Source organism: Streptomyces sp., assembly GCF_035645055.1.
Lineage (GTDB): Bacteria > Actinomycetota > Actinomycetes > Streptomycetales > Streptomycetaceae > Streptomyces.
In genome coordinates this window covers 1-14,255 of record NZ_DASQNH010000043.1, presented here as the reverse complement: position 1 = coordinate 14,255, position 14,255 = coordinate 1, and the positions used below count along the sequence as shown (strand labels likewise).

Sequence of the window (14,255 nt, the reverse complement as noted above, 5' to 3'; positions counted from 1 at the left end):
AGGAGCAGCACGACGTGAGTGTCGTACCCGCAGAGGTTCTGCCGGGCAGCGCCCTGGCCGCGGACCAGGTGAAGCGTCCCGCCGCCGAGCTGGCGCCGGCCGCCCGGCTGTGGCCGTCGCTGTGCGCCGTGTACCGGGCGCAGCTGTCGCGGGCGCGGGTGGCGCGGATCCCGCTGCTGTTCGTGGCGACCTTCCAGTCCGTCGGCATCATGATCATGATGCGGGGGGTCGTCGACGGCGGTGGCGAGGCGCAGTCCGTCGTCGCCGGATCCTCGGTCGTCGTCGTCGCGTTCGTCGCCCTGAACCTGCTCGCGCAGTACTTCGGGCAGCTGCGGGCCACCGGCGGACTCGACCACTACGCCACGCTGCCCGTGCCGCCCGCCGCCGTGGTGCTCGGAGCGGCCGGGGCGTACGCCTCCTTCACCGTGCCCGGGACCTTCGTCACCGCCGCCGTCGGATGCCTGCTGTTCGGACTGCCGCTCACCCACCTGTGGATCCTCCTCGCGGTCATCCCGCTCGCGGGCGCGGCGCTCGCCGGGCTCGGGGCCGTGTGCGGGCTGCTCGCGCCGCGGCCCGAGCTGGCCACGCTGCTCGGGCAGCTCGGCATGTCGGCGGCGCTGCTGCTCGGGGTGCTGCCGCCGGAGCGGATGCCGGAGATCATCCGGCTCGCGCGGGACCTGCTGCCGTCGACCTACGGCGTGGAGGCGTACGCCCGGACCTTCTCCGCCGATCCGGACTGGGCCGTCGTCGCTGCCGACCTCGCGGTGTGCGCCGGAGTCGGGGTGATCTCGCTGGCCGCGGCCACCTGGGCGTACCGGCGGGCCGCCGTCCGGTGACGCGTCCCCTGGGCGGGCCTGGCACGATGTCAGGGTGACAGCACCGTTGACACCGCCTCCGCCGCCGCACGAACAGTCCGCGCACCGTCAGGGGCCGCCCTCGGCCGCCGCGGGGTACGGGAGTGCGGCGTACGGAGCCCACGGAGGGCAGGGACAGGACGGCCCCGGGATGAAGACCGAAGTGCGGGAGGCCGCCGTGATCACGGTGGCGGTGGCGCTCGGCGGGGTGCTGCTCGGACTGCTGTGGCACTGGCTGGCACCGCGCGTGCCGCTGGTCGGGGACGTCGTGGACGGCCGCTGGGCGGTGTACGTCAAGGACACCGAGGGGGAGCAGGCGGCCGGCGTCGACGGGACGTTCGCCCTGCTGGCGCTGGCGTTCGGGGTGCTCAGCGGCGTGATCGTGTTCCTGCTGCGGCGGCGCGGGGGCGTGCCGGTGGTGGTGGCCCTGGGCGTCGGAGGGCTGCTCGGGTCGCTGCTCGCCTGGCGGGTGGGCGTGTGGCTCGGACCGGCGCAGGATGTCCTGGCGCACGCCAAGGACGTGGGGCGCGGGGTGACGTTCTCGGCGCCGGTCGAGCTGGGGGCGAAGGGGGCGTTGCTGGCGTGGTCGCTGGGGGCGCTGCTGGTGCATCTGGGGTTGACGGCGCTGTTCGGGCCCCGGGATCCCGAGGGGCCGTATGGGTACGGGCCGGAGGGCGGGACCGGGGCGGTGGGGTGAGCCGCGCTCGGCGTTCGCGCTGAGGTGCCGGAGTTTCGCAGCCCGGCGCGACGGGGTGCCGCCCGCGCCCGCCTTCGGCGTCCGGGGGTGTCTCGCCGATCATGCCGGTCCGGCCTGATCGACGAGACCCTCCTAGGCCCGGCCGATGGGGGCCAGGACCGCGTTCGTCAAAGTCGTCAGGTCCTTCGGGGAGAGTTCGACCTCCAGGCCGCGGCGGCCCGCCGAGACGCAGATCGTCTCGTGGGACGTGGCGGAGGTGTCCAGGACCGTGGGGAGCTTCTTGCGCTGGCCCAGGGGGGAGATACCGCCCCGGACGTAACCCGTGGTGCGTTCCGCGAGGGCGGGGTCGGCCATGGTCGCGCGTTTGCCGCCGACCGCCGAGGCCAGGGCCTTGAGGTCCAGCTGGCCCGCCACCGGGACCACCGCCACGGTGAGGTTGCCGTCCACGTCCGCGACCAGCGTCTTGAAGACCCGCTCCGGGGAGACGCCCATCGCCTCGGCCGCCTCCTCGCCGTACGACGGGTGGGAGGGGTCGTGGTCGTAGGCGTGGACCGTGTACGCGACGCCCGCCGCGGTCAACGCGACCGTCGCGGGCGTGCCACCGGACTGGGGCTGCTTCTTCGACTTCTTCGCCATCGGTTCCCGGTCTTCAGTTCAGACTCGTCGGCCCGCGCGTCAGTTCAGCCGCGGGCAGCGACGGCAGCGTACGGATGATCGACGTCTCGGCGCGAAGGAGTTTCAGCTCGTCGCGCAGCCGGGACGCGGTGTCCGGTGCCTGCAGGAGCCGCTGCTTGGTGGGGATGTCCAGCATCATCGCCGCCGCGACCAGGTAGGACACGACCGACGGCTCGTCGGGCAGCTCGGCGCCGGTGGCCAGCGAGCGCTCCCGCGCGCCCGCGAGGCGCTTCTGGTACTGCCGGAACGCCCGCAGCACCCCCTCGGCCAGCGCCCCCGCCTCGTCACCCGGCTCCTCCGGCAGCTCTTCCAGCTCGCCGGTGAGGTACGGCCCGGAGGCGTCCACGGACAGCAGCCGCACCCGGGTCGTTCCGGTCGCCAGCACCTCGAAGGTGCCGTCGGCCCGCTCCCGGATGGTGGCCGCGTCGGCCACGCAGCCGACGCGGTGGAAGGCCTTGGCGGGGTCCGCGCCGAACCCGGCGGCGGGCCCCCGTTCCGGCAGCGAGGTCGGATCGGGCATCCCCGGCGCGCTCGGAGCCACCTCGTGGCCGTCGCGGATCGCCACGACGGCGAACCGGCGCGGATCGTCCTCGGGGGTCTTCGACAGCGCGCGCATCATGGCGCGGTAACGCTCCTCGAAGACGTTCAGCGGGAGGACGAGTCCCGGGAACAGCACCGAGTTCAGGGGGAAGAGCGGCAGCCGGACGGTGGTCACGGCGCCAAAGCCTAATGGTCGCGGACGTCGGGGCGTCCGCCCCGCCCACGGGAAGGGCACGCCGGGCCCCTTCCCGGACCCGCTGCTTCCGGCTCCCGGACCCGCTGCTTCCGGCTCCCGGGCCACTCGGTTCCGGCTCCCGGGCCACTCCGTTCCCGCCCCCGGACCCCTTCGTCCCCGCTCTCCCGGCCACTCCGCTCCCGCCCCGGACCCGTCAGTTCCGGCGCAGCAGCCGGGTCGCGCCCGCCGCCACGGTGGTGGCCAGGACCCAGCCCAGCAGCACCAGCGCCGCTCCCAGCCACTGCCAGCCGCCGCGCAGCTGCCAGACGCCCGCCTGGCCGAGGTCGATGACGGGGAGCAGCAGGTCGAGGGCGAACAGGGCGGGGTTCCAGGGTGGGTCCGCGGCGCTGCCGCCGCCCGCCTCCGGCCGCCCGGCGTGCGCGAAGGCGAGGGAGCCCGCCGCCCACAGCACCGCCATCCACACGGCGGCGCGCCCCGGCCGGTAGCCGTAGGCCACGGTCCAGTCCTGCGCGTACCCGACGATTTTGGCGGCGGGCGGCAGGGTCTCGCGGCGCCGGCGCTGCTTGGCGAGCAGCACCTCGCGCGCGTCCTCGTCCTCCCCGCCGGCCCGCAGCACGGCGGCGAGACGTTCGTACGGGTCCGGGTTGTACTCGGCGGTCGCCGCAGCCACCCACTCCAGCCGCTCGGCCAGCGGGAACGGGCCCTGCGGGACCAGGTTCTCGTAGGTGAAACCCGGCATGTGCAGATGCCCGGGGCCCGGCCAGCTGCTCGCCCGGTCGACGAGGTTGACGATCCGCGCGCCGGACAGCACCACCTTGCCGCGCTGCGGGCGTTCCCCGAGGAAGCGCAGCTCGGGCACCTGGACACGGCGCAGGGACAGCTCCTGGTCGTCGGTGAGGACGAGACGGGCGCCGTCGAGGTCGACCGCGTCGCCGAACCGGCCGTCGTCCAGCCGCAGCCCGCCCTGGCACTCGAACCGCTGCACCCGGGTGCCCTGCGCGGGAGTCCGGCCGCTCAGCTGGAGACCGCCGACGCCCGCCGGGGTGAGGTACAGGGTGCGCTCGACGGTCAGCTGGGGGGCGTTGAGCGCGAGCCGGCCGTACGGGTTGCGCAGCCGGGCGCCGCGCAGGCTGAGCGAGACCCCGACCGTGGCGCTGCGCAGGCTCAGCTCGCCGTGCGACTCCAGCAGCTCGGCCTGGAGGTCCTGCCCGACGTTCAGGCCGTCCGCGGCGATGGACCGGCCGCTGCGGTCGCGGTACACGATCGCCTGGTTGAGCAGCAGGTCGGTGCCGATCTGGGCGTCGGTGAGCCGCATCCCGCTCAGGAACCGGGAGCGCGGCAGATGCAGATCGCCCTCGGTCTGGACCCGGGCCGCCTCCAGCCGGGGCACCGAGCAGTTCACCAGCCGCACGGTGGTGAAGCGGGCCTCGGGCAGCCGGACCTCGCGTTCGAAGCGGCAGCCGGTCAGCTCCACGTACGGCACCACGGTGCCGCCGGCCAGGTCCATCGAGTCGGCGATCTGCACCCCGGTCAGCTTCAGCGAGGACACCCGGCCGGCCAGCGCGGGCGGTCCGTCCAGCAGCAGCCAGCACACTATGCGGGCCCGCACGGTCCGCTCGGGGCCCCAGGGCTGCCCGCCGTGCGGATCGTCGACGACGATGTCGCCGCTGCGCAGGTCGTAGACGCTGCCGTTGCGGAAGGCCTGCCACATGCCGGCCTCGGCGGCGGTCAGTTCGTCGGGGATGTCCCCGGTCCGTAAGGCGGCCCCTTCGGTCACATCGGTCCCTCCTTTCCCGGATACTCGCGGGTTTCGGTCCTCGTACACCCGTTCATGCCCGCTGAGTGACCTGTCGAACACGAAACGTGAGGGAGATCTTCCGGGTTGGCGGGGGATTCTGTATCAGCCATTGATACGCGCGAACGGCCGCCGTCGCCGATCTGCGAGAATTGAGCACGTGATCTCCCGAATCGATCTGCGCGGCGACGCCCTCCCGGAGGGTCCCGCCCTGCGCGACCTGCTGCCCCGAGCCGACTTCGACGTATCGGCCGCCCTGGAGAAGGTGCGTCCGATCTGCGAGGCCGTGCATCATCGGGGCGACGCGGCGCTGATCGACTTCGCCGAGAAGTTCGACGGCGTCAAGCTCGACCGGGTGCGGGTGCCGGCCGCCGCCCTCGCCCGTGCCCTGGAGGAGCTGGACCCGGCCGTGCGCGCGGCCCTGGAGGAGTCCATCCGCCGGGCCCGCCTGGTCCACCGCGCCCAGCGGCGCGCGACCCACACCACCCAGGTGGTGCCCGGCGGCTCCGTCACCGAGAAGTGGGTGCCGGTCGAGCGCGTCGGCCTGTACGCGCCGGGCGGCCGCTCGGTCTACCCGTCCTCCGTGGTGATGAACGTCGTCCCGGCCCAGGAGGCCGGCGTCGAGTCCATCGCGCTCGCCTCGCCCGCCCAGTCCGACTTCGGCGGCCTGCCGCACCCGACGATCCTCGCCGCCTGCGCGCTGCTCGGCGTCGACGAGGTGTACGCCGCGGGTGGCGCGACGGCCGTGGCGATGTTCGCGTACGGCACCGAGTCCTGCCCGCCCGCCAACATGGTCACCGGCCCCGGCAACATCTGGGTCGCCGCCGCCAAGCGCTACTTCACCGGCAAGATCGGCATCGACGCCGAGGCCGGCCCGACCGAGATCGCGATCCTCGCGGACTCCACCGCCGACCCCGTGCACGTCGCCGCCGACCTGATCAGCCAGGCCGAGCACGACCCGCTCGCGGCCGCCGTCCTGGTCACCGACTCCGCCGAGCTGGCGGAGGCCGTGGAGAAGGAGCTGGACACCCAGGTCGCGGCCAGCAAGCACATCGACGACCGGATCGTGCCCGCCCTCAAGGGCAAGCAGTCCGCGATCGTGCTGGTCGACGGGGTCGAGGAGGGCCTGCGCGTGGTCGACGCGTACGGCGCCGAGCACCTGGAGATCCAGACCGCCGACGCCGCCGCGGTCGCCGACCGGGTGAAGAACGCGGGCGCGATCTTCATCGGCCCCTGGGCCCCCGTCTCGCTCGGCGACTACGCCGCCGGGTCCAACCACGTCCTGCCCACCGGCGGCTGCGCCTGCCACTCCTCGGGCCTGTCCGTCCAGTCCTTCCTGCGCGGCATCCACATCGTGGACTACACCCGCGACGCCCTCGCCGAGGTGGCCCACCACGTGGTGACGCTGGCGGAGGCCGAGGACCTGCCGGCGCACGGCGCGGCGATCAAGGCCCGGTTCGACTGGAAGGTGCCGGAGAGCAAGTGAACATCCGGATCGACGATCTCCCCGTCCGGGACGAGCTGCGCGGCAAGACCCCCTACGGCGCGCCCCAGCTCGACGTCCCGGTACGGCTGAACACCAACGAGAACCCGTACCCGCTGCCCGAGCCGCTGGTCGAGCGGATCGCCGAGCGGGTGCGCGAGGCGGCCCGCCACCTCAACCGCTACCCGGACCGCGACGCGGTCGAGCTGCGCACCAAGCTCGCCGAGTACCTGACGAAGACCTCCGGGTACGAGGCCGGCCCGGCGAACGTCTGGGCGGCCAACGGCTCCAACGAGGTCATCCAGCAGCTGCTGCAGACCTTCGGCGGGCCCGGCCGCACCGCGATCGGCTTCGAGCCGTCGTACTCGATGCACGGGCTCATCGCGCGCGGGACGGGCACGGGCTGGATCTCCGGCCCCCGCAACGAAGACTTCACCATCGACCTCGCGGCGGCGGAGAAGGCGATCGCCGAGCACCGGCCGGACGTCGTCTTCATCACCACCCCCAACAACCCCACCGGCACCGCGGTCCCGCCGGAGACGGTCGTCGCGCTGTACGAGGCCGCGCAGGCCGCCAAGCCGTCGATGGTGATCGCGGACGAGGCGTACATCGAGTTCAGCCACGGCGACTCGCTGCTGCCGCTGCTCGAAGGCCGCCCGCACCTGGTCGTCTCCCGCACCATGTCCAAGGCGTTCGGCGCGGCGGGCCTGCGCCTCGGCTACCTCGCCGCGCACCCGGCCGTCGTCGACGCCGTGCAGCTGGTCCGGCTGCCCTACCACCTGTCGGCGGTCACCCAGGCGACCGCCCTGGCCGCCCTGGAGCACACCGACACGCTGCTCGGGTACGTGGAGCAGCTGAAGGCCGAGCGGGACCGCCTGGTGAGCGAACTGCTCGCGATCGGCTACGAGGTCACGGCCTCGGACGCCAACTTCGTGCAGTTCGGCCGGTTCGCCGACGCCCACGAGGCCTGGCGGAAGATCCTCGACCGGGGCGTCCTGGTCCGGGACAACGGCGTACCGGGGTGGCTCAGGGTCACCGCCGGCACCCCGGAGGAGAACGACGCGTTCCTCGACGCGGTCCGTGAACTGAAGAAGGAGCAGAACGCATGAACCGCGTGGGACGTGTGGAGCGCACGACCAAGGAGACCTCGGTCCTCGTCGAGATAGACCTCGACGGCACCGGGAAGACCGACATCTCCACCGGTGTCGGCTTCTACGACCACATGCTCGACCAGCTCGGCCGGCACGGTCTGTTCGACCTCACCGTGAAGACCGAGGGCGACCTGCACATCGACTCCCACCACACCATCGAGGACACCGCCCTCGCGCTGGGCGCCGCCTTCAAGCAGGCACTCGGCGACAAGGTGGGCATCTACCGCTTCGGCAACTGCACGGTCCCGCTCGACGAGTCCCTCGCCCAGGTCACCGTCGACCTGTCCGGCCGCCCGTACCTCGTGCACACCGAGCCCGAGAAGATGGCGCCGATGATCGGCGAGTACGACACCACGATGACCCGGCACATCCTGGAGTCCTTCGTCGCCCAGGCGCAGATCGCGCTGCACGTGCACGTGCCGTACGGGCGCAACGCGCACCACATCGTGGAGTGCCAGTTCAAGGCGCTCGCCCGGGCCCTGCGGTACGCCTCCGAGCGCGACCCGCGCGCGGCCGGAATCCTTCCCTCCACGAAGGGCGCGCTGTGAACGGCTCCTCGACGGCGCTGATCGTCGTCGGCCTCTTCCTGATCGGCGGCATCATCTCCTTCATCAAGCAGAAGATGCCGACGAGCCTGATCGTCCTGCTCTCCATCGGCGCCGCGATGTGTCTCGTCGCGGGCGTCATGCGGCTGGAGGTGTGGAATTGAGCACCAAGAGCGTCGTGGTCTTCGACTACGGCTTCGGAAACGTCCGCTCCGCCGAGCGTGCCCTCGCGCGCGCGGGAGCCGACGTCGAGATAACCCGCGACTTCGACAAGGCCATGAACGCGGACGGCCTGCTGGTGCCGGGCGTCGGCGCCTTCGCCGCCTGCATGCGGGGCCTGCGCGCGGCGCGCGGTGACTGGGTCATCGACCGCCGGCTGTCCGGCGGACGCCCCGTGATGGGCATCTGCGTCGGCATGCAGATCCTCTTCGCCCGCGGCATCGAGCACGGTGTGGAGGCCGAGGGCCTGGACGAGTGGCCCGGCTCGGTCGAGCCCCTCCAGGCCGACATCGTCCCCCACATGGGCTGGAACACCGTCGAGGCCCCGGCCGGCACCGAGCTGTTCGCCGGCCTGGACGCGGACGCCCGCTTCTACTTCGTGCACTCCTACGCCGTCCACGACTGGACCCTGGAGACGCACAACCCGGCGATCGCCGCGCCCAAGGTCACCTGGACCACGCACGGCAAACCCTTCGTGGCCGCCGTGGAGAACGGCGCCCTGTGGGCCACGCAGTTCCACCCCGAGAAGTCCGGCGACGCCGGCGCGCAGCTGCTCACCAACTGGATCGGAACCCTGTAGAGACATGGCCAAGCTCGAACTGCTTCCCGCCGTCGACGTCCGCGACGGCCAGGCCGTCCGCCTCGTGCACGGCGAGTCCGGCACCGAGACCTCCTACGGCTCCCCGCTGGAGGCCGCCCTCGCCTGGCAGCGCGCGGGCGCCGAATGGCTGCACCTGGTCGACCTGGACGCGGCCTTCGGCACCGGCGACAACCGTGAGCTGATCGCGGAGGTGGCCAAGGCGATGGACATCAAGGTGGAGCTGTCCGGCGGCATCCGCGACGACGCCTCGCTGGCCGCCGCGCTCGCCACCGGCTGCACCCGCGTCAACCTCGGCACCGCCGCCCTGGAGACCCCGCAGTGGGTCGCCAAGGTCATCGCCGAGCACGGCGACAAGATCGCGGTCGGTCTCGACGTACGGGGCACGACCCTGCGCGGCCGGGGCTGGACCCGGGACGGCGGGGATCTCTACGAGACGCTGGACCGCCTCAACAAGGAGGGCTGCGCGCGGTACGTCGTCACCGACATCGCCAAGGACGGCACCCTCCAGGGCCCGAACCTGGAGCTGCTGAAGAACGTCTGCGCGGCCACCGACCGCCCGGTCGTCGCCTCCGGCGGCGTGTCGTCCCTGGACGACCTGCGCGCGATCTCCGAGCTGGTCCCCCTCGGCGTCGAGGGCGCCATCGTCGGGAAGGCCCTGTACGCCAAGGCGTTCACCCTGGAAGAGGCCCTGGAGACGGTGTCGTCATGACGTCCGGAGCCGTGCGGCGCGTGCAGAGCGGAAGCCCCTGGGGGGAGTCCTTCGGTTTCGCGCGCGCCGTCGCGGCGGGCGACCGCGTCCTGGTCGCGGGCACCACGTCCTTCAAGGGGACGGTGCTGTACGGCGAGGGCGACCCGTACGAACAGGCCATGGTGGCCTTCACGAGCGCGATCGAGGCGATCGGCGAGTTCGGGCTGGGCGTCGAGTCCGTCATCCGCACCCGGATGTACCTGACGCACGCCCGCGACGTGGACGCGGTGGGCCGCGCCCACAAGGAAATCTTCGGCACGGTGCGGCCGGTGTCCACCCTCCTGGTGGTGGAGGGCTTCGTGGACCCGCGCATCCTGGTCGAGGTCGAAGTAGAGGCATTCAGAGGAGCCGAGCAGTCATGACCCTGGCGGTCCGAGTCATCCCCTGCCTGGACGTGGACAACGGCCGGGTCGTCAAGGGCGTCAACTTCCAGAACCTGCGCGACGCGGGCGACCCCGTCGAGATGGCGAAGGTGTACGACGCCGAGGGCGCCGACGAGCTGACGTTCCTGGACATCACCGCGTCCTCGGGCAACCGCGAGACGACCTACGACGTGGTGCGCCGCACCGCCGAGCAGGTGTTCATCCCGCTCACGGTCGGCGGCGGCGTCCGCACGGCCGACGACGTGGACCGGCTGCTGCGCGCGGGCGCGGACAAGGTCGGCGTCAACACGGCCGCGATCGCCCGCCCCGACCTGATCCGCGAGATCGCCGAGCGCTTCGGCCGGCAGGTGCTGGTGCTGTCGGTGGACGCCCGGCGGACGGAGAGCGGCTCCTTCGAGGTGACCACGCACGGCGGTCGCAAGGGCACCGGCATCGACGCCGTCGAGTGGGCGCACCGGGCCGCCGAGCTGGGCGCGGGGGAGATCCTGCTGAACTCGATGGACGCGGACGGCACCAAGGACGGCTACGACCTGGAGATGATCCGGGCCGTCCGCAAGCACGTCACGGTCCCCGTGATCGCCTCCGGCGGCGCCGGCCGGCTCACCGACTTCCCGCCCGCGATCGAGGCCGGCGCGGACGCGGTCCTCGCGGCCTCCGTGTTCCACTTCGGCGACCTGCGCATCGGCGAGGTCAAGCAGACCCTGCGGGAGGCCGGCCACCCGGTCCGGTGACCCGGTCCGGTGCCCCGGTGCGCGGCTCGGCGGCTCGGCCTCCTCGGCAGCTCAGATGCCGAGCTGCTTGCTGTCGTGCAGGCGTTCGATCGCGTCCGCGTCGCCGTCCAGATCGACCTTGGCGACGTTCTGGCGGCCGTAGAGGAACAGCAGCAGCTCGGACGGCTCGCCGGTCACCGTCACCACCGGGGTGCCCCGGCGGGCGACCGCCGTCTGGCCGTCGGGGCGGCGCAGCACCAGGCCGGTCGGGGCGCTGCGGCCCGTCAGCCGCGCGGTGCGCTCCGTCCGGGACCACAGGGCGTCCTGGAAGACCGGGTCGAGCACCCGCGCGGTCCACTCGGGCTGGGCGCGCCGGACGTCCTCGGCGTGGACGTAGAACTCCACCGTGTTCGACATCTCGTCGAGCTGCTTCAGGGAGAACGGCGAGAAGCGCGGCGGGCCGGTGCGGATGAGCTGGATCAGCTCCTCGTACGGTTTCGCCGCGAACTCCTCCATCGCCTTCTCCAGGCGTGGCGCGAGCTGTTTGATCAGCAGACCGCCGGCCGCGTCGGGGCGGCGCTCGCGCACCACCACGTGCGCGGCCAGGTCCCGGGTCCGCCAGCCCTCGCACAGGGTGGGAGCCTCCGGGCCCGCGGTTTCCAAGAGGTCGGCGAGAAGGAGCCGTTCACGCTTGGCAAAGGTCGACATGCCGTCAGCCTACGACCGCCTGCCTCGTCCGCCCACCCGGCACTCGGCCACGCCCCCCGACTAGGCGCTTCGCGCCCTGCTGCCCATCTGGTGGACGCCGCGCCGGGACTGTCCGTGGCGCGCGGCACAATGGCCCCATGACCAGCACGCCTCCCCCCAGCAGGCCCAGCGGCCTGGACCCCGAGATCGCGGCGCGCCTCAAGCGCGGCGCGGACGGTCTCGTGCCCGCCATCGCTCAGCAGTACGACACCGGAGAGGTGCTCATGCTGGGCTGGATGGACGACGAGGCGCTGCACCGCACGCTGACCACCGGCCGCTGCACCTACTGGTCCCGCAGCCGCCAGGAGTACTGGGTGAAGGGCGACACCTCCGGTCACTTCCAGTGGGTGAAGTCCGTCGCGCTGGACTGCGACGCGGACACCGTGCTGGTCAAGGTCGACCAGGTCGGCGCCGCCTGCCACACCGGCGCGCGCACCTGCTTCGACGAGGACGTGCTGTTGGAAGACCTTCAGGACGCCGACGCGCCGGCCGGGAATCAGTAAGGTCGGCGGCCATGGACCTCGAGACGTTCCGCAAGCTCGCCACCGACCGCCGGGTCATCCCCGTCACCCGCAAGCTCCTCGCCGACGGCGACACCCCGGTCGCGCTCTACCGCAAGCTCGCCGCCGAGCGCCCCGGCACCTTCCTCCTGGAGTCCGCGGAGAACGGCCGCTCCTGGTCCCGCTACTCCTTCGTGGGCGTCCGCTCCGCCGCGACCCTCACCGAGCGCGACGGCCGGGCGCACTGGCTGGGCGTCCCGCCGGTCGGCGTCCCGGTCGACGGCGACCCGCTCGCCGCCCTGCGCGCCACCATCGAGGCGCTGCACACCCCGCACCAGGAGGGCCTGCCGCCCTTCACCGGCGGCATGGTCGGCTATCTCGGCTACGACATCGTGCGCCGCCTGGAGAAGATCGGCCCCGGCGAGCGCGACGACCTGAAGCTGCCCGAGCTGACCATGCTCCTCACCAGCGATCTCGCGGTGATGGACCACTGGGAGGGCTCGGTCCTGCTGATCGCCAACGCGATCAACCACAACGACCTGGACACCGGCGTCGACGAGGCCCACGCGGACGCGGTCGCCCGCCTGGACGCCATGGAGGCTGACCTGTCCCGCGCGGTCGCCCAGCCGCCCGCCGTCCTGCCGCCGTCCGAGCTGCCGGAGTACACCGCGCTGTGGGGCGGCGCCGAGTACCAGGCGGCCGTCGAGGACATCAAGGAGCGCATCCGCGCGGGCGAGGCCTTCCAGGTGGTGCCCTCGCAGCGGTTCGAGACCCCCTGCACGGCGAGCGCGCTGGACGTGTACCGGGTACTGCGGGCCACCAACCCGTCCCCGTACATGTACCTGTTCCGGTTCGACGGGTTCGACGTCGTCGGCTCGTCCCCCGAGGCACTGGTCAAGGTCGAGGACGGGCGGGCCATGGTCCACCCCATCGCCGGCACCCGCCATCGCGGCGCCACCCCGCAGGAGGACCAGGCCCTCGCCGAGGAACTGCTCGCCGACCCCAAGGAGCGCGCCGAGCACCTGATGCTCGTCGACCTGGGCCGCAACGACCTGGGGCGGGTCTGCGAGCCCGGCTCGGTCGAGGTCGTCGACTTCATGTCCATCGAGCGGTACTCGCACGTCATGCACATCGTCTCCACGGTCACCGGCAAGGTCGCCGCGGGCCGCACCGCGTTCGACGTGCTGACCGCCTGCTTCCCGGCCGGCACCCTCTCCGGGGCGCCGAAGCCGCGCGCGATGCAGATCATCGACGAGCTGGAGCCGTCCCGGCGCGGGCTGTACGGCGGCTGCGTCGGCTACCTCGACTTCGCGGGCGACTCCGACACCGCCATCGCCATCCGCACCGCGCTGCTGCGCGACGGCACCGCCTACGTCCAGGCGGGCGCCGGAGTCGTCGCCGACTCCGACCCCGTCGCCGAGGACACCGAGTGCCGCAACAAGGCCGCCGCGGTCCTGCGGGCCGTCCACACCGCCAGCCGGCTCGGCGAGTAGGGCGCGGATCACGTGAGCCCCGGGTGACGGTTCGCCCGGGGTTCAGGCGATAGTGGAGTACGTGACTGCTGCTCCTCACCCCCGATCCGAAGCCCCACGACCCGCGCGGGCCGGGCGCCGGAGCCTCGCCGTGGCGCTGCTGTGCGGCGCGCTCGGCGCGGCCCTGGTGCTCCTCGCCACCCGCCAGCAGTGGTCGGAGGGCACCGCGACGGTGGCCGGCGGCTCCTTCCCCCTGACCGCCAACGGCAGCGACGTCACCGGCGTCCCCGCGGCCCTGGCCATAGTGGGCCTCGCCGCGCTCGTCGCCGTGTTCGCCGTACGCCGCGCCGGCCGCCTCGTGGTCGCCGCGCTGCTCACGCTGTCCGGCGCCGGCATCGCCGCCGCCGCCCTGCTCGGCGCCTCCGACACCGCCGCGCTCGACGAGCGGGCCGCCCGCGCCTCCGGCGACACCTCGGCCACCGTCCACGCGCTCAGCCACACCGCGTGGCCGTACGTCGCGGCCGCCGGCGGCGCGCTGATCCTGTGCGCCGGACTGCTCGCCCTGCGCTACGGCCGCCGCTGGCCCACGATGTCCGGCCGCTACGAGCGCACCGGCGCCCCCCGGCCGCGCCGCACCGCCCCCGTCGTCGACCCGGACCGGCCCGAGGACCTGTGGAAGGCTCTGGACCGCGGCGAGGACCCCACCGGCACCGGCCCGGCCTGACGGCCGACGGCGGTGATCCGGCCAACTCGCCCCGGTGTGGCGAAACAGACGCGACCCCGGGGCCACCCCGGCGCGGGCGTACGGGACAATGGACGACGAGCGTCAGGCTCACACACGTACACGGCTACGAGGAGCAAGCAATGGCGGACAGCAGCCACGGGCACGGTCACACCCCGGCCGCCTGGACCGGTGTCATCATCGCCTTCATCGGTTTC

Annotated in this window: 18 protein-coding genes; 14 read left to right on the top strand and 4 right to left on the bottom strand. The window is 73.0% G+C overall.

The window, feature by feature from the left end:
- Positions 1-14: 14 nt before the first annotated feature.
- Together VE614_RS14315 and VE614_RS14310 are read left to right on the top strand one after the other, a co-directional pair.
- The gene (locus VE614_RS14315) at positions 15-836 is read left to right on the top strand and encodes an ABC transporter permease (RefSeq protein WP_324936468.1); all 822 of its coding nucleotides are present in this window, start codon (positions 15-17) and stop codon (positions 834-836) included.
- 34 nt (positions 837-870) lie between these two features.
- Positions 871-1,551, top strand: coding sequence for an AAA family ATPase (locus VE614_RS14310; RefSeq protein ID WP_324936467.1), 681 nt, complete (start codon positions 871-873; stop codon positions 1,549-1,551).
- A gap of 132 nt (positions 1,552-1,683) precedes the next feature.
- Here the strand turns inward: VE614_RS14310 and ybaK are convergent, their stop codons facing one another.
- The 3 genes from ybaK to VE614_RS14295 form a co-directional block, all read right to left on the bottom strand.
- Entirely contained in the window at positions 1,684-2,187 is a 504-nt protein-coding gene (gene ybaK, locus VE614_RS14305; protein WP_324936466.1) for a Cys-tRNA(Pro) deacylase, read from the bottom strand.
- A gap of 13 nt (positions 2,188-2,200) precedes the next feature.
- A complete protein-coding gene (locus VE614_RS14300) occupies positions 2,201-2,941 on the bottom strand; it encodes an LON peptidase substrate-binding domain-containing protein (RefSeq protein WP_324936465.1) in 741 nt (246 codons plus the stop codon).
- Positions 2,942-3,155: 214 nt separating this feature from the next.
- Complete coding sequence (locus VE614_RS14295; protein WP_324936464.1) at positions 3,156-4,739, bottom strand: oxidoreductase; 1,584 nt, start codon at positions 4,737-4,739, stop codon at positions 3,156-3,158.
- Between the two features lie 178 nt (positions 4,740-4,917).
- Between VE614_RS14295 and hisD the strand changes: the two genes are divergently transcribed.
- Genes hisD through hisF form a run of 8 tightly spaced genes read left to right on the top strand, consistent with a single transcriptional unit; the run spans position 4,918 to position 10,618 of the window.
- Positions 4,918-6,243, top strand: coding sequence for a histidinol dehydrogenase (gene hisD / locus VE614_RS14290; protein WP_324936463.1), 1,326 nt, complete (start codon positions 4,918-4,920; stop codon positions 6,241-6,243).
- Complete coding sequence (locus VE614_RS14285) at positions 6,240-7,349, top strand: histidinol-phosphate transaminase (RefSeq protein WP_324936462.1); 1,110 nt, start codon at positions 6,240-6,242, stop codon at positions 7,347-7,349. The genes hisD and VE614_RS14285 overlap by 4 nt, the downstream gene beginning before the upstream one ends.
- Positions 7,346-7,939, top strand: a complete 594-nt coding sequence (gene hisB, locus VE614_RS14280) for an imidazoleglycerol-phosphate dehydratase HisB (protein WP_324936461.1) — start codon at positions 7,346-7,348, stop codon at positions 7,937-7,939. Before VE614_RS14285 ends, hisB begins: the two co-directional genes overlap by 4 nt.
- Positions 7,936-8,100 carry a hypothetical protein gene (locus tag VE614_RS14275; protein WP_169731530.1) on the top strand — a complete coding sequence of 55 codons (165 nt, stop codon included), beginning with the start codon at positions 7,936-7,938 and terminating at the stop codon, positions 8,098-8,100. Before hisB ends, VE614_RS14275 begins: the two co-directional genes overlap by 4 nt.
- Entirely contained in the window at positions 8,091-8,735 is a 645-nt protein-coding gene (gene hisH / locus VE614_RS14270; RefSeq protein WP_324936460.1) for an imidazole glycerol phosphate synthase subunit HisH, read from the top strand. The genes VE614_RS14275 and hisH overlap by 10 nt, the downstream gene beginning before the upstream one ends.
- Positions 8,736-8,739: 4 nt before the next feature.
- Positions 8,740-9,465: a bifunctional 1-(5-phosphoribosyl)-5-((5-phosphoribosylamino)methylideneamino)imidazole-4-carboxamide isomerase/phosphoribosylanthranilate isomerase PriA gene (gene priA, locus VE614_RS14265; protein ID WP_324936458.1), complete on the top strand. Its 726-nt coding sequence runs from the start codon at positions 8,740-8,742 to the stop codon at positions 9,463-9,465.
- Positions 9,462-9,866: a RidA family protein gene (locus VE614_RS14260; protein WP_324936456.1), complete on the top strand. Its 405-nt coding sequence runs from the start codon at positions 9,462-9,464 to the stop codon at positions 9,864-9,866. Before priA ends, VE614_RS14260 begins: the two co-directional genes overlap by 4 nt.
- Complete coding sequence (gene hisF, locus VE614_RS14255; RefSeq protein ID WP_324936454.1) at positions 9,863-10,618, top strand: imidazole glycerol phosphate synthase subunit HisF; 756 nt, start codon at positions 9,863-9,865, stop codon at positions 10,616-10,618. Before VE614_RS14260 ends, hisF begins: the two co-directional genes overlap by 4 nt.
- A 51-nt stretch (positions 10,619-10,669) precedes the next feature.
- Here the strand turns inward: hisF and VE614_RS14250 are convergent, their stop codons facing one another.
- The gene (locus tag VE614_RS14250) at positions 10,670-11,305 is read right to left on the bottom strand and encodes a TIGR03085 family metal-binding protein (protein ID WP_324936452.1); all 636 of its coding nucleotides are present in this window, start codon (positions 11,303-11,305) and stop codon (positions 10,670-10,672) included.
- 137 nt (positions 11,306-11,442) lie between these two features.
- On the opposite strand from VE614_RS14250, the gene hisI reads away from it, so the two are divergent.
- From hisI to VE614_RS14230, 4 genes are all read left to right on the top strand, one after another.
- Positions 11,443-11,847, top strand: coding sequence for a phosphoribosyl-AMP cyclohydrolase (hisI, locus tag VE614_RS14245; RefSeq protein ID WP_324936450.1), 405 nt, complete (start codon positions 11,443-11,445; stop codon positions 11,845-11,847).
- Between the two features lie 11 nt (positions 11,848-11,858).
- Complete coding sequence (locus VE614_RS14240; protein ID WP_324936448.1) at positions 11,859-13,337, top strand: anthranilate synthase component I; 1,479 nt, start codon at positions 11,859-11,861, stop codon at positions 13,335-13,337.
- A 52-nt stretch (positions 13,338-13,389) separates the two neighbouring features.
- Positions 13,390-14,040 (top strand): TIGR02234 family membrane protein, encoded by a 651-nt coding sequence (locus VE614_RS14235; protein ID WP_324936447.1) that lies wholly within the window; start codon positions 13,390-13,392, stop codon positions 14,038-14,040.
- A 140-nt stretch (positions 14,041-14,180) separates the two neighbouring features.
- A partial coding sequence (locus VE614_RS14230) for an HGxxPAAW family protein (RefSeq protein ID WP_324936544.1) occupies positions 14,181-14,255 on the top strand: 75 nt, incomplete at its 3' end.

Coding starts and splice junctions, on each gene's coding strand:
- VE614_RS14260 (WP_324936456.1), top strand. CDS start 9,462: ATGACGTCCGGAGCCGTGCGGCGCGTGCAGAGCGGAAGCCCCTGGGGG.
- VE614_RS14240 (WP_324936448.1), top strand. CDS start 11,859: ATGGACCTCGAGACGTTCCGCAAGCTCGCCACCGACCGCCGGGTCATC.
- priA (WP_324936458.1), top strand. CDS start 8,740: ATGGCCAAGCTCGAACTGCTTCCCGCCGTCGACGTCCGCGACGGCCAG.
- hisI (WP_324936450.1), top strand. CDS start 11,443: ATGACCAGCACGCCTCCCCCCAGCAGGCCCAGCGGCCTGGACCCCGAG.
- VE614_RS14250 (WP_324936452.1), bottom strand. CDS start 11,305: ATGTCGACCTTTGCCAAGCGTGAACGGCTCCTTCTCGCCGACCTCTTG.
- ybaK (WP_324936466.1), bottom strand. CDS start 2,187: ATGGCGAAGAAGTCGAAGAAGCAGCCCCAGTCCGGTGGCACGCCCGCG.
- hisF (WP_324936454.1), top strand. CDS start 9,863: ATGACCCTGGCGGTCCGAGTCATCCCCTGCCTGGACGTGGACAACGGC.
- hisB (WP_324936461.1), top strand. CDS start 7,346: ATGAACCGCGTGGGACGTGTGGAGCGCACGACCAAGGAGACCTCGGTC.